This is a genomic window from Breznakia pachnodae (assembly GCF_030814225.1).
Taxonomy (GTDB): Bacteria; Bacillota_I; Bacilli_A; order Erysipelotrichales; family Erysipelotrichaceae; genus Breznakia; species Breznakia pachnodae.
The window spans coordinates 536,600-551,755 of the sequence record NZ_JAUSUR010000003.1 but is presented as its reverse complement, the minus strand read 5'-3'; the positions used below and the strand labels follow the sequence as shown (position 1 = coordinate 551,755).

General features: G+C 31.3%; 17 protein-coding genes. 1 reads left to right on the top strand and 16 read right to left on the bottom strand.

Annotated elements, in window-relative coordinates; genetic code table 11:
• Window positions 1-112: 112 nt before the first annotated feature.
• The 12 genes from J2S15_RS11035 to J2S15_RS10980 form a co-directional block, all read right to left on the bottom strand.
• Window positions 113-955, bottom strand: coding sequence for an aldo/keto reductase (locus tag J2S15_RS11035; RefSeq protein WP_307408242.1), 843 nt, complete (start codon window positions 953-955; stop codon window positions 113-115).
• Between the two features lie 123 nt (window positions 956-1,078).
• On the bottom strand, window positions 1,079-2,023 hold the full coding sequence (locus J2S15_RS11030; RefSeq protein ID WP_307408240.1) for a Gfo/Idh/MocA family protein: 945 nt from the start codon (window positions 2,021-2,023) through the stop codon (window positions 1,079-1,081).
• A 61-nt stretch (window positions 2,024-2,084) separates the two neighbouring features.
• Complete coding sequence (locus J2S15_RS11025; protein WP_307408238.1) at window positions 2,085-2,492, bottom strand: cupin domain-containing protein; 408 nt, start codon at window positions 2,490-2,492, stop codon at window positions 2,085-2,087.
• Window positions 2,483-2,962, bottom strand: a complete 480-nt coding sequence (locus J2S15_RS11020; protein ID WP_307408236.1) for a cupin domain-containing protein — start codon at window positions 2,960-2,962, stop codon at window positions 2,483-2,485. Before J2S15_RS11020 ends, J2S15_RS11025 begins: the two co-directional genes overlap by 10 nt.
• A gap of 34 nt (window positions 2,963-2,996) precedes the next feature.
• Window positions 2,997-3,956 (bottom strand): lactonase family protein, encoded by a 960-nt coding sequence (locus tag J2S15_RS11015; RefSeq protein ID WP_307408234.1) that lies wholly within the window; start codon window positions 3,954-3,956, stop codon window positions 2,997-2,999.
• A 30-nt stretch (window positions 3,957-3,986) separates the two neighbouring features.
• On the bottom strand, window positions 3,987-5,009 hold the full coding sequence (locus tag J2S15_RS11010) for an NAD-dependent epimerase/dehydratase family protein (RefSeq protein ID WP_307408232.1): 1,023 nt from the start codon (window positions 5,007-5,009) through the stop codon (window positions 3,987-3,989).
• Window positions 5,010-5,020: 11 nt separating this feature from the next.
• Complete coding sequence (locus J2S15_RS11005) at window positions 5,021-6,007, bottom strand: Gfo/Idh/MocA family protein (protein WP_307408230.1); 987 nt, start codon at window positions 6,005-6,007, stop codon at window positions 5,021-5,023.
• A gap of 109 nt (window positions 6,008-6,116) precedes the next feature.
• Window positions 6,117-6,410 (bottom strand): PTS sugar transporter subunit IIA, encoded by a 294-nt coding sequence (locus J2S15_RS11000; protein ID WP_307408228.1) that lies wholly within the window; start codon window positions 6,408-6,410, stop codon window positions 6,117-6,119.
• Window positions 6,411-6,435: 25 nt separating this feature from the next.
• Complete coding sequence (locus J2S15_RS10995; RefSeq protein WP_307408226.1) at window positions 6,436-6,747, bottom strand: PTS sugar transporter subunit IIB; 312 nt, start codon at window positions 6,745-6,747, stop codon at window positions 6,436-6,438.
• 40 nt (window positions 6,748-6,787) lie between these two features.
• Window positions 6,788-8,020: a PTS sugar transporter subunit IIC gene (locus J2S15_RS10990; protein ID WP_307408224.1), complete on the bottom strand. Its 1,233-nt coding sequence runs from the start codon at window positions 8,018-8,020 to the stop codon at window positions 6,788-6,790.
• A gap of 19 nt (window positions 8,021-8,039) precedes the next feature.
• Window positions 8,040-9,359: a BglG family transcription antiterminator gene (locus tag J2S15_RS10985; protein WP_307408255.1), complete on the bottom strand. Its 1,320-nt coding sequence runs from the start codon at window positions 9,357-9,359 to the stop codon at window positions 8,040-8,042.
• 25 nt (window positions 9,360-9,384) lie between these two features.
• On the bottom strand, window positions 9,385-9,855 hold the full coding sequence (locus tag J2S15_RS10980) for an HTH domain-containing protein (RefSeq protein ID WP_307408222.1): 471 nt from the start codon (window positions 9,853-9,855) through the stop codon (window positions 9,385-9,387).
• 233 nt (window positions 9,856-10,088) lie between these two features.
• Here J2S15_RS10980 and J2S15_RS10975 point away from each other — a divergent pair, with 233 nt between their 5' ends.
• Window positions 10,089-11,051, top strand: coding sequence for an aldo/keto reductase (locus J2S15_RS10975; protein ID WP_307408220.1), 963 nt, complete (start codon window positions 10,089-10,091; stop codon window positions 11,049-11,051).
• Window positions 11,052-11,182: 131 nt separating this feature from the next.
• On the opposite strand, the gene J2S15_RS10970 is transcribed toward J2S15_RS10975, so the two are convergent.
• The 4 genes from J2S15_RS10970 to J2S15_RS10955 form a co-directional block, all read right to left on the bottom strand.
• Entirely contained in the window at window positions 11,183-11,746 is a 564-nt protein-coding gene (locus J2S15_RS10970; RefSeq protein WP_307408218.1) for a sugar O-acetyltransferase, read from the bottom strand.
• A gap of 144 nt (window positions 11,747-11,890) precedes the next feature.
• Window positions 11,891-12,826 (bottom strand): transketolase family protein, encoded by a 936-nt coding sequence (locus tag J2S15_RS10965; RefSeq protein WP_307408216.1) that lies wholly within the window; start codon window positions 12,824-12,826, stop codon window positions 11,891-11,893.
• Window positions 12,826-13,656 carry a transketolase gene (locus J2S15_RS10960; RefSeq protein WP_307408214.1) on the bottom strand — a complete coding sequence of 277 codons (831 nt, stop codon included), beginning with the start codon at window positions 13,654-13,656 and terminating at the stop codon, window positions 12,826-12,828. The genes J2S15_RS10965 and J2S15_RS10960 overlap by 1 nt, the downstream gene beginning before the upstream one ends.
• Window positions 13,657-13,659: 3 nt before the next feature.
• Window positions 13,660-15,141 (bottom strand): FGGY-family carbohydrate kinase, encoded by a 1,482-nt coding sequence (locus tag J2S15_RS10955; protein WP_307408212.1) that lies wholly within the window; start codon window positions 15,139-15,141, stop codon window positions 13,660-13,662.
• Between the last annotated feature and the right edge of the window lie 15 nt (window positions 15,142-15,156).

Here is a 15,156-nt window from a genome sequence, read left to right as displayed (position 1 = left end):
TGTCCAGCTTTTGCTTTTTTAGCGATAAATGGTGCATCTACTACTAATTTTGTTACAGTTGGATTCAATTCTTCTCTTGCTACTATATTAAACATTTCAATCCCCCTTATTATTAAAAATCTACTTTATCAGGATGTTGTCCTGAACCTGCGAAATAATTCATTTCATTAATAATTTTCATATCATCATTACTTATTTGAAAATCAAAAATATCTATATTCTCTTTTAACTGTTTACTATTTGATGCTCTAGGAATTGGGATAGTTCCATTTTGTTGTGCCCATCTTAAACATAATTGAGCAACTGATTTTTTATATTTATTTGAAATTTGAATTAACTCATCATTTTGTAGCATTGCGCCATTTCCTAATGGACTATATGCTTCTACCAATATCTCATTTTCTCTACAAAATATTAAAGTATCATTTTCCATTTGTCCTGGATGAAATTCAATTTGATTTACCATTGGGATAACTTCATATTTCATTAATGATTTTAAATGATGTGGCATAAAATTTGAAACCCCAATTGCTTTAACTTTCCCACATTTATATAAATCAATCATTCCTAACCAAGTTTCCTGATTTATTTCTTCCCAATTTTTATAATCTTTTTTTGATGCTGGCCAGTGTATTAAATATAAATCTAAATAATCTAAGTTAAGTTCGCTTAATATTCTATCACATGCTAAATTAACATTTTCACGACCTCGTTCAGAATTTCGCAGTTTACTAGTAATGTAAATCTGACTACGGTTAATAGAACTCTCAGCTATAGCTCTACCAATACTATTTTGGTTTTGATAGCTTGGTGAACAATCGATTAAGCGATACCCTAATTCTAATGCTTCTTTTATTATCTTTATTGTTGTATTATCATCTGCCATATTCCACGTTCCTAATCCTATATCTGGAAGAATTATTTGATTGGAAAGCTTTGATTGATTAATTTTCATAGTCGATCTCCTTAATTATATAAAAGTTCAAATACCTAATAACTTATTAATCCTGTACTCACTACACAAATTTGTTATTAAACCGATATTTGAACTTATAAGTTTTTTTATTATATTATCTTATTAAATCTTACTTCTGTATTTTTTCATTGCTTCTAAAACATCTATAATTTGACTGATAAAAAATTCAGACATTATTGGACTTTCAATTAATCCATTCTTAATACATTGGTAAGCATGATTGATTTCTCCTGTAAAATCACTTTTTTGTTCAACAGATACAACTTCATCTTTTCCATTAATTGATATTTTTGCTTTTGTGCTTTTCCAATAATTCTGAATTTCTATAAATCCATTTTCTCCAATTATCAATCCAACTCCAAAGTTTTTATCTTTACCATGCCAACTTGAAACTAAATGGGCTGATATTCCATTATTGTATAATACATCACATTTACATTCAGAATCACATTTATTATTTTTATACATTTCTATTTCAAATGTAGATTTCATTATTGGGGTATCAGCATATAAGTTAACAAAACATAGAGCATAAACTCCAAGATCATAAAAACTGCCTCCCATAAACTCATCAACATTCCAATCCTTCATATTAGGATTAGGTGGTGTAATAAAACTTGCTCGAATTTCTTTTATTTTACCTAATTCCTTAACTCTATTTTTTATTAACTTATTTAGAGTCGTAAAACATGTTTTGTGCGCTTCCATTAGAAAACAATTATTTTCTTTTGCAATGCAAAACAAATCATGAACTTCTTTTGTACTTGAAACAAAAGGTTTCTCACATATTACATGTTTACGATTTATAAGAGCTAATTTTGTTAGCTCATAATGTGTTGGGTTAGGTGTAGCGATATAGGCCAAGTCAACATTTTCATCATTCATGCATTCTTCTAAAGAAAAGCATTTGATTTTATACTTCTCCGCAAATACTAAAGCTTTTTCTTTCCTTCTTGAAGCTACTCCATATAATTCGGCTTCAGAGTATTGAATTCCTTCTGCTACTCGATTAGCAATATAACCGCATCCAATGATTACAATATTCATTATTTTATCCTCACATTCTTAATATTCAAATAGTAACTCTTTCTCTCTAATATATTCATATTTAGAATTGAGGTGCAATTATAAAAACTGCCTCAATTGTCTTTCCTGTATAATTAATAATTTTGTACCGTTCATTTGCTGGAATAAACATAAAATCGCCCTCTTCAACAAGATGCGTTTCTTGGCGATTCGGAATATAAAATGTCATTGTTCCTGATAAAGAATAGAAAACGGCATCACCTGCATGAATATCATATTCTGTTTGTTGAGGACCAACACCACCAGTTAATACCTTTATCGTGCCAAACTGCATTACGTCATTACTTGCCCAAATGGAAAGTAACACAGGAGTATGTTTTCCGCTAATCATCTTAATACTATCTTCATCATTAAGTTTATAAAACTTTTTCATTTCTCTAGACTTAGGACCATCAATCGGAAATTTCCCCAGTTCTGATATCATTGGCATTTTACTTCCCTTTCTTTATGCTTATAGGTTTTTAAAATTCCAGTATATTCAGATGGCGGACCATCTTCATTCCAAATTTTTGGAGCGATCGCATAGAGCATTCTTGCTTCAGTGTCGCCGAAATTATACCCAATATGAGGACATCCTTTTGGCATTAGAATTCCTTCTCCTTTTTTTACCACCATGACTTGTCCACTTTCAGGTTGAAACATTGTAACTTCACCTATCAATACATAATAAATTTCATCACCTGCGTGAACGTCTGCTGGATCAAAGTGTGACCCAGGAGATAGTTGATACTCACCAACAGTAAGGTCATCTGTACTCGCAACTAACCAGTTCAGATCACTTTGTTCGGGCAAATAATCAGTATATAAAAACTTTTTTAGTTCCTCTTGTTTTTGAACACATGGTCTTCGATCTCCTTTAACAAAAGGATAATTATAAAAATAATCTGGCATCTTTTGCATTTCTTCTTCCTCTCTTAATTTTATTTTTAAACAGTTACTTACTTTTACCTAATGCAAATGTAATTGGTCTATACACATCTAATTCAGCTATCTTTTCTATTGATTCACCTTTAAACTTATGTACTTCAATTAAACTTTCATCTGTGCAGCTCACAAGTAAATAATCACTAATTACTGCCAAATCTCGTGGTGTTTCTCCACAACCGAATTTACTACTAAAATTTAAACTTCCATCATCCCTTATATTGTAAACATAGATACTTTCTTCACCTCTCATTGATACACATTCATATTTTCCATCTAAACTTATTACATTACCCCCAGAAGCAAATTCTGGATTTGATGATAAGGTATATCTTTCAACAATTTCAAACTTATCTGTGTTTAAAACAATAACTTCTCCAGATTTTTCAGTGTTTAAATATGCCCACTTCTCATCTAACGTGAATGACATTAAGCGAATATTCATCAAAGGTTCCATTGGTAAATCAATAATTTTGTCTAAATCTAAATTATCGTTTTTATAAATATATAATTGTTGGAATGCATTATCTACAGATATTACTCTTCCATCACTTAATTTACGAATATAATGAGACCTACCAGAAGCCTGTATGCCATCTCTAGCATGCGTTAGACTTTTAACCATTATTCCTTTCTTAATATCAAAAACACTGTCTACACCTTTTGAATAACTAGCTAGAAGCAGTTTGTTACCAATAACTTGTCCATATGAGTAAAAATAATCACATTGATATTTTTTTGTTAATTTCATAGTTTTCTTATTATAAAATTCAAGGCTTCCACCATTTGCATTTTCTACTGAGGTTATTAAGCTATCTTCTGTTTCAACAACCATATTTGCTTTTCCATCTAAATCAATAGTCTGTGAATTTTTCAATGACCCATTATCTAGATTTATTATAAGTTTAACAATATGATTTCCTTTATCTTTTTCTTTTCCATACGTCACAATAAATATATCTTTTTGCATACTCCTCCTAAAAACTTATATATGTTCTTATTAAATATCTTGTACAAATTCTTCTGTCAATTTCTTATACTTCTCTATTACCTTGTCACTCCACTCATCAAATTGTGGATCTTCTACTTTCATTTCCGGATGCGATTCCATAAAATCTAAATACATTTGTAAACCTGTTCTTATATCAATTTTAGGTGTGTAATCCGGACAAAACCTTTTTGCTTTTGATATATCGAAAATATTTGAGAAATGCTTATCACCATGAATTGATTGTTTCCATGAATAAGTTTCGCTGTGATCTAACAAGTATTCACTTATATATACAGGTTTATATTCAACATTTAATAAATCAGCTAATTCCTGATAAATCATATCCCAAGTCATAGATTCCGGATTCATTACATGATACACTTCACCAATTGTTTCAGGATTACCAATTAATGGATAAAACAACGGAGCAAAATCATCTGCATGTGTACTTGCCCATACACTTTGTCCATCTCCGTGAATGATTACTTCTTTACCTTTCATCATTCTGGAAATAACACTCCAACATGACTTTCCTTTTGTACTTAAAGGTATTCTTGGTCCAGAATATGTTTGTGTTGGACGTACAATCGTCAATGGGAATCCTTTCTCATATTGTTCTAAAAAATATTTCTCACATTCTTCTTTATTTTTTCCATATTGATAATATGCATTGCCTTTTTCCATTGTTTCATCGACATTGCATGAAATCTGATGATTTAGCACACATACAGTACTAATGAAAATAAACTGCTTTGTTTTGTTGGCAAATAATTCTACACTATTTTCTGCTGCTTCTTTATTCATAATTACAAAATTCACTACACAATCGAAACTAATATCTTCAATCCACTGTTTCACTTTATTCTTTTCATTGAACACATCTGCAGCAAGCCTATGAACATGGTCACCCAAGTCATCATCCGTATCTGTTCTTTCTATTAAGTATAGTTCTACATCTTTATCTTTTGCTAACATTCTGGCTATTGGAAATGAAATATTCCCTTTACCACCAACTAATAATACTTTTCTCATCTCTTCCTCCTCTAATCGCATGAAAACTTAATTCCAGCACCTTTTCTTGCATCTTCCATTACGTTCATTACGTCAATTACTTTATCCATCATTTCATAACATTTTTTATAATCATTTGCCTTCGTAATTGCAATGATTTTTTCATATATATATTTGAATCCTTCACTAAATTCTATGATGTCTTTATTCACAGGAGATTCTCCATTCATTCGTAATGTAATATTCTTTATCTCCCCTGGATGTGAATCTATTACAATACAACCTTTATTTCCTTCAATGACACATCTACTTGGTGCAGAACAATCTTTTGCAGTCATACATACACCTTTAAACCCATCGTAATTCATTACTAATACACCTGATGTATCAATTCCATTAAATCCTATGTTCGGAAAATATTGTACATCTTTAGGAATTCCAACTAACCCCATAATGAAATGCACACTATAGACTCCTAAATCATATAAAGCTCCACCATCCAAACTTGGATCAAAAACAGGTAGAATATCTCCATTTAAATAACTTTCATATCTTCTCGAGTATTGAGAAAAACTACACTCAATTAATTTAACTTCTCCTATCTCTGGTAATAAACGTTTAACTTCTTCATAGTTATCCGAATACCATGGTAAACATGATTCAAAAACAAATACATTATTCTGCTTGGCACATTCCAATAGTTCTTTGGCTTGCTCACCAGTAGAGGTAAAAGGTTTTTCACAAACAACACTCTTCCTAGCATTCAATGCTGCCTTCGAGTATTCATAATGAAGAGAATTGACTAATCCAATATATACAAAGTCAAAGCTGTCATCATTTAAAAACTCATTATAATCTGTATACACATTTGCAATACTATACTCTTTTGCTATATCAGATGCTGTATCAATATTTTGTTCTCTACACCAAATTGCTGTTACCTCAATATCTTCAAAATTCTTCCAAACATCTAATACATAACTTACGATCATTCCTGATCCTGCAATACCAATTTTCATAAATAAGTTCCTTTCATCTTTTTAAGTAAAGTAGGGATAAGCGTACTTATCCCTACTAGAAATTATTAGCACTAAATGAACACTATACATCTTCGTATGTCTAGGTAAATTATTTGAGAGCTTCAATAATTTTATATAAATCAACCATTTCTTCCGAGATAACCTTAAAGATTTCTGCACTGTTTAATTGATCTTCCGCATGAATTAACAATAGCTTTTCCATTGCAGTTCCAGCTTCCAATCCAGAATTAAGCATTTCAAAATGAGTTTTGTGTGCTATCTCGACTGCTTGATTTGACTCATTCCACAAGTCTTGAATATCGTCAAAGTTTCCACCTTTTGCAAGGCGAATCGCCTCAATATAACCGGATTTTGCGGCACCACCATTGACAATTAGATTCATTGTAAGTTCTTCAAAATTAGTGCAATTATTTTCCATTATCTTCTAGAAGTTTTAATCCGGTTTTAATCACTTCAGCTCCATCAAGTCTTCCATAAGCTTTCATAGGAATAATCTCCACAATTTTATCAGGGAACACATTTTTAATTTTAGTTCTTTCAAAACGAATTTGAGGTCCTAACATTAATATGTCAAACGCAACATCATTTGATAAAATACGATCTACAGTTGATGCTTTAACATCAATATCTAAATTTTGCTCACTAACATAATCTTTCATTTTTTTCATTAATGCACTTGATGACATACCTTGTGAACAACATATAACAAAATTAATCATAAATATTTACCTTTCTTTCCAATGTATTGGTTCAGTTTAATTAGTTTTCAATAGCGATTGCTTCTTGGCTATCCAGTTGTTTTTCATATATTCTCATAAAGAACCACCAAATGAAGATATCGATAACCAGACAAACAAGTTCCATAATAACATTTCGAATATCTCCATTCGCTCCCACTATACTCTTTAAGAAAATTGGAGTTGACCATGTTACGGTATTAGAGTAAACCGCAATCAATCCAGCAACTGTTGCAAAATATGCCAATACAATATTTACAAGTGGTACTAATACATACGGAACAATTAATATAGGATTAAATGCAATAGGAACCCCAAAAGTTATTGGTTCATTAATATTAAATGCATCTGATACAACGGCTAATTTCCCAAGTGTTCTAAACTCTTTTCTTTTCGCTAAGAATATTAATACAACTACTAATCCAGCACAGGCACCTGTTCCTCCCATTTGTCCAAATGTTGTAACAAATGTATAGTTAACAATATGACCTTCTAATCCAGCGGTAATAAATACTGCTTCAATAGGTGCAACAATTGCTCCTGGATGGATCCCAACAGCGAATAGCAATGTTTGAATAATTGTATATATAATTGCTCCTGGTAATGTAGCACCAATACCAACTAATGGTTTTTGTAATACATCACTAATTAATTCAATTGCTTCTAAACCTGTTGCAACGGATAATGTAGTTGCAGCTAAAGCGTACACCACAATAAGAATTAAGATGATTAGTAATGAATTAAATGCATCTTTTACTGCTTGAGGAACATTATCTCCAACATTGATTTTCAACTTTTCAATTTTTGCTAAACGCATGAATAATTCAGCAGATGTTAATCCAATAATCATAGAAAGCAGTACACCTTGTGTACCAAAATACCCTGTTCCTCCATCCAATGGATTGAAAATCATGAACATTGATAACCCAGTTACTCCTAAGATAATTGGATTATTAAATCCCTTTTGACGTCCTAAGAAATATGGAATCATAACTACTAGCATTACTGCCATTAAGTTCATACATCCATTTCCAATTCGAACAAAGAATGATTGAATATTTGCAATCGTTGTTGGATCCAACGAATCCGTTACAAATGAAGTGTCTAATAATACATAAGCAAAGAATGTTGCAATCCCAGATAATGCTAAGAATGGAATCATTGACATCAATGAATCACGCATAGCGAGTAAATGGACTTCTCCTCCAATCCACGCTAAGAATGAATCAAGCTTCTCTTTAAATTTATTTTTCATACTTTATCTCCTTATTTTACTATTTTATTAGTCGTAATAAATTTTCAAATGATTGATTGTCCAGTAAACTAGTAATGTTATCCTTGTCCAATACAAACCCAAAGAATTCATCATAGAAACCTTCAAACTCCTCATTTTTATTATCTGATATCGCTACCAGAAATACTGCTCTCACTTTTTCTTTACCCCAAAGAATTGCTTCGTCCAGTAATGCCACACAAACGAATGTTTCTTTTGAGGCTGTTTCATATGGATGAGGCAATGCTACTAAGTTCCCATAAGTTGTCTGTAACATCGACTCTCGTTTGAGTACTAATTCATAGAAATTGTCTCGTACATGTTTTTCCAATTTTGACTTGTCACACATCATCTTCAATAACTCTTCCTTGCTTTTCCCTCTAACATGAGTAAAGAATAAATTAGGGGAGAATTTATTTGATAATGGACTACTACTTAAATCTAGCATCGTTTGTATCTCTTCAGATACTTGTTGCGACAAAATCTGATCAGTAACTTGATAAACCGGAATCGGTAAATCAATATCAATTGGAACTGTTGCAAATACATAATCAATATTTGTAAAATCATAATTTATCAAATCTGTATAATTACAAATCTTTGATGTACCTATACTATCTTTAAACATTTCTTGAAAACGATATTCAAATAATCGTGAACTAATATTCCCTGAAAAACATACAATTAATACATTTTTCTTTCGTCGATCCCTCTTCATTCCCTTTTCAATTGCTAACTGAATAGCAACTGCGATATAGGATAATTCATCAACACTTATTCTCTTCAAGAAGTATTTTTCAATAATAGGATTGATCCCCTTAGCAATTGTCATCGCAAAAGGATATTGATTTTGTATATCTTCTAATAATGGATTCGTTAATTCCTCACCATTTATCACCCTTATTTTTAACGGAATCATGTGTTTAACCAACATTGTAAATATATCTAAATCATTTTCAAAATCCAGTCGATATGTATTTTTAATACTTAATAAAATATCTTCTACTAATCGAGTGATTTCTCCATCAATAACTATATTTCCTGTACTAGCTTCATAGAATTTTTTATCTGTAATATTTAATGCTATCAGATATATTTCTTCATATGGAAATATTACATCAAATTCATCTTCCAACATTTTTGATAATTCTCCTGCAATAAACAGAGAATCCTTAAAGAATTTTTCATTCTTAAATTGAGTTAACTCATCATTAATGTTAATTGTATGATCATCAGTAAGTCGATCAATACTATATTGAAGATTTATTGTGAATGATTCTTTCGCTGGCATAGACATCGTTATATTGTATTTTATAAATATGTAGTTAATAATTGTAACTAACTTTTCATCTTCTTTTATCGTATTCTTCTCCTGTTAACTGAATTCCATAATGGGGTTTTCTTATTAAGTAGAGGTTATAGATATTTAGAAATTCTTCAGCTGTTTTAATTGAATTACTAATCACTTTACGTGATACATACAAATCTTCTGCTAAATCGTCGATCTTAAGGTATGTATCTGATTCAATAAATAATTTAACCAGATATTCCCATCTTGATTCAGAATCTACAAAGACTATTTCTTTTTCATCAAAAATTTTATTAAACAGCTCTTCGTCACGAACTTCAAGTATATATCCCTTTCCAGGTTTCGATTCAATAACAGCTCCATAAAACTTGATTTTGTCACTTAATTGCGAAATCATCTTACGTGCTGTTTTATTACTTACATCAAGAAGTTCTTCCAATTCTCGACTTTTCACATAATTACAATTGCTAAATTGCTTTAGAATTTTTAATTCCTTCTTCGTTAGCATACAAGTTACCTCTCTTACAATATTAATCTTACACTTGTTCGCTATCTTCCACAAACTATATACTATAATTTAAAATCTCTTCAAATCAATTGGCCAATATTTTGTATACACCCATATTATAGAACAGTCTGAGATTTCTTCCATTTCTACAATTACCATATCAGCAACGGTAATTTTGTCCCTTAATCGTTTTTTATAAAATGTTTAAATTATAGTTAGAAAAGGAGATTTATATGAAATATATTACAATTCCGGGTTCCAGTCTGAAATTTTCACAAATTTCATTAGGTACAATGAGAATCCAGAGAAAAGAAAAAGATGCCAACGGAAATAAAATCTATGTTGGTAAATCAGTCGAAGAAGTAGAGTTGTTACTTAAAACAGCTTTAGATTTAGGAATTAATGTTATTGATACTGCTGATATTTATGGGCATGGCTTATCCGAAGAATTGATTGGAAAAGTTATAGCTAAGTGTCCTGAACTAAGAAAGAAAATGATTCTACAAACAAAATGTGGTGTTGTTTCAACATCTGAAGGACTATGTTACGATGCTTCTAAAGACTATATACTTAAATGTGTTGATGAATCTTTAGAACGACTGCAAACGAATTACATTGATGTTTTACTATTACATAAGCCTGACCCTCTATATGACCCTAAGCAAATCGCTGAAGCATTTGAGACGTTACGTGCAACAGGAAAAGTGTTATATTTCGGAGTGTCAAACTTCACTCCTGTACAAACTGCATTAATTCAGAAGTATTGTTCTGTGCCTATTGTATTCTCACAAATGCAGTTTAGTATTGCACACTCATTAATGATCGATGAACAAGTCAGTGTTAATACTAACAATATTCATGGAACACCATTTACTTCTGGCATCTTAGATTATTGTCGTTACAATGATATTTGCCTGCAAGCCTATAGTGTTGCACAAGGTACAAATGGTACATTTATTAATAATCCAGAATATGAAAAACTAAATAAAGTAATGGATACGTTATGTGAGAAATATAATACCAATAAAAACGCTATCGCTCTTGCCTGGATATTAAAACATCCAGCTAATATCATGCCAATTATTGGAACAACGAATCCAGCACATATCAAAGATTCCCTAGAAGCCTTTAATTTTGAATTAACACGACAAGAATGGTATGACTTATACACAGCATGTGATAAACCATTACCATAAATAAAAAATTAATTACTATAAAAAAGAAACTACAATTCAGTTAGCCAAATACCAAATAAGCTAAATGAATTGTAGTTCTTTATTTCTAAATAAAATCTCTTTAAGACACTTTTATTAAAAAATATGAGTTATCAAGATTCGTCTTCTATGTACTTTATGATTTTTGCTGGTATTCCTCCAACAATACAATTATCTGGAACACTTTTTGTTACTACAGCTCCTGCAGCAACAACAACATTATTTCCAATACTAACATCTGGAAGAATTGTGCAATTTCCACCTATCCAAACATTATCACCTATTACTATCTTTTTTCCTTGTGCTTTTTTCTCACGTCTTCCTTTTGCAGATATTGGGTGTCCAACTGTTGTAATTAATGTATTTGGTCCAATCATACAATAATCTCCTATTACCACAGGAGCAATATCTAAAATTGTTACATTATAATTAGCAATAAAATCTTTACCAACATGAATATTCTTTCCATAGTCACAGTTAAAGTTAGGCTGAATATATACATTACCACTAGCTGAACCTAATATTTCTTTTATTGCATTAAGTTGTTCACTATACTTATCTGGATCTATAGAGTTAAATTTCCTACATTTAATCAATGCATCTTCTTTTCTTTTGGATATTTCATCATCAAAAAAACAGTATTCTATCCCGACTTCAAGTTTCTCAAGTTCTGTCATAAGTTGTATCTCCTTTACACTTCTTCTATTTTTGTGTACTATCTATAATTCAATTAGCAATTGATATAATATCTTCCACTTCCATTTTACAATACCTAGATTTAATTTATGACTAAACATGTTAGATATTATTTTTTTATGTATTTATCTTTTTGAAATCAAAGTTTTTGCTGTCATTACAATTCCATTTGCATCCATTCCAAATGATTCAAATACTTCTGTATCTGATCCATTTGGAATATCATCATCTGTGAACCCTATTATTTTCATCGGAACAGGGTAGTTTTCAACAACAACTTCTGAAACTGCTGATCCAAGACCACCATATATCGAATGCTCTTCAACGGTTAAAATACATCCACATGATTTTGCCAATTCAATAATTGTTTCCTTATCTAATGGTTTTATTGTAAACATGTCTAAAACAGTTGCAGAAATATTATCCTTTTTCAATAGTTCTGCCGCTTCTATTGCTCTGTGCACCATTTGCCCGGATGCAATAATTCCTATATCTTTTCCATCAAACCATTTAATTGCCTTTCCAATTTTAATTTTAATATCTTCTGGATAAATAACTGGCACTGCTTCTCTTCCGATTCTAACATATGCTGGAACAGTCGTTAATAACAACTCATCAACCAGTGATTTCATCTGATTAGAATCTGAGGGAGATAGAACTAATAAATCCGGGATTGCACGCATTAGAGCATAGTCCTGTAATGAATGATGAGTTGAACCAAGTGCTCCATAGCTAATTCCACCACTAATCCCAATGATTTTTACGTTATTTTTTGAGTATGCCAAATCTACTTTTATTTGCTCAGCAGAACGCATACTATAAAAACTAGCAGGACCAACAGTATAGACTTTCTTACCTATACTTGCTAATCCCCCTGAAACAGTAACTGCATTCTGTTCAGCAATTCCTATTTCTACAAATTGTGAGGGTAATTCATTTGCAAAATCAGTAACTAATCCAGAGCCACGCGAATCCGAACATACAACTATAATTTCTTTGTCAGACTGTGCTTTTTTTAAAATTGTATCTGCAAAAGCACTCCTTAATGATTCTTTATTCATTATTGATCCCCTCTTTCTACTAAGTCTTTCATATCTTTTTTAAGTTGCTCATACTGTTCTAATGATGGAGTTTTATGATGCCATTCCACATTATTTTCTGCACAGTATAACCCTTTTCCTTTCACTGTATTGGCAATTATACAAACAGGTTTATTTTCGATACAGGTATCTAACGCAATAAATATTTGTTCAAAATTATGACCATCTATATCAATGACATGAAATCCAAAAGATTCAACTTTTTCTACTAAGTTTTCCAAAGGCATTACTTCCTCTGTATTCCCACTAATCTGAAGATGATTTCTATCAATAATCCAAGTAAGATTTGATAATTTATATGCTGATGCAGCCATAGCTGCCTCCCAATTACTTCCCTCTGCTAATTCACCATCTCCAGTAAGCACAAAAACACGATTCTCTTGTCCATTCATTTTCAAACCTAATGCCATTCCTGTGCCTATACCTAACCCATGTCCAAGTGATCCGGTGTTTGCTTCAACACCTAGTAACTTCTTGGTTGGATGGCCTCCCAGCTTGCTGCCAAACTTTCCAAATGTATCTAGGTCTTCTTGTGTTAAATAACCATACTGCTGTAATACCGCATAGTATGCTTCCGCAGCATGTCCTTTACTTAAAATAAAATAATCTCGCTGTGACCACTGTGGTTTTTTTGGATCATGTTTCATATACTCAAATAAACTAACTAAAATATCAATTTCTGATAAATCACCACCTATATGACCACCATTCCCATCAATTACAATTTTCACTGTTTTCTCACGGATACTTGATGCAAGTGATAATAACTCTTTGCTCTTTTCAACATTCATAATCTAACATCCTTTCAATGTCATACTTATAGCTTCTTTCCAGCCATTTAATTTTTCTTCTCTTAAATCTTTATCTAATAAATAAGTAAGGTCATCATATGTTATAAAACTTTTAACTTTATCATAGTCCCATACATTATAAGAAATACCAGCTAGATAAATAACACCTAGAAGTGATAACTCTTGAATATTTGGAATATGCAAATCAACCTCTGATATATCGCTTTGAAACTGCATAATGTATTGGTTTTTTGATACTCCACCATCTACATATAATGATTTTATTTCAATATTTGTCTCTTGTCGCATAGATTCAATAATATCATTTACTTGATACGCGATACTTTCACATGTAGCTTTTACAATTTCATTTTTCGTAGTTTGACTACTCATACCACAAATCAGTGCTTTTGCATTACTCTTCCAATGTGGTGCCCCCAAACCTGTAAAAGCAGGAACAATGTATGTAGTATCATCTTTATTGGCTTTTTTTACAACAGAATCAATTTCGTCTGTTGATTCTATCAAGTTTAAATTATCTTTTATCCAAGAAATAACCGCACCGGTATAATTAATATTACCTTCTAGTACATACGTTGGCTTTCCATTTATTTTCCAGGCTAATGATGTAGATAATCCATGTTTGCTTGTTATATAACGAGTTCCAGTATTTAACATAACCGAAGAACCTGTTCCATATGTTGCTTTAATACTTCCTGCTTTATGACAACCATGCCCAAACAAGGCTGCGTGCGAATCTCCTAAAACTCCGCAAATAGGAATTTCTTTATCTAATATTCCATTCAAATCAGTAAAGCCAAAAATTGAATCACTATCACATACTTCTGGTAGAGATGCTTGTTGAATACCAAATACATTACATATATCAGTGTCCCATTTCAAAGTTTTCAAATTAAACAACTGTGTCCTACTAGCATTAGAATAATCTGTTTTATAAGACTTACCATTTGTTAGGTTATACATTAAATAACTATCCATTGTTCCAAAAGCCAAATCATTCTTTTCTTTCGCTCTTTTTATAATATCTACATTTTCCAACATCCATACTATTTTTGATGCAGGATAATATGGTGAAAGAGTTAATCCTGTTTTGCTATAAACCTCATTTTCATAGGCTTCATATTTTTTACAGATTTCTGCAGCTCTGGAACATTGCCAGACAATCGCATCGCATAAAGATTGACCACTACGTTTTGACCAAGCAATTGTAGTCTCTCTTTGATTCGTCAATGACAAGCATAGTAACTTTGATGTATCTATTCCTGAATCAGTAATAATCTGCCTACATATTTCTAAAACATTTTGATAGATTTCTTCTGGGTTATGAGAAATCCATCCTTTTTCATTAACAATTTGTTGATGGGATATATATCCACTTTCTACAATTAAACCATTCTCATTTACAATAACACCTTTCGTTCCTTGGGTGCTTTGGTCGATTCCTAAAATATAAAATTGATTCATTTTTCTTCTTTCCAT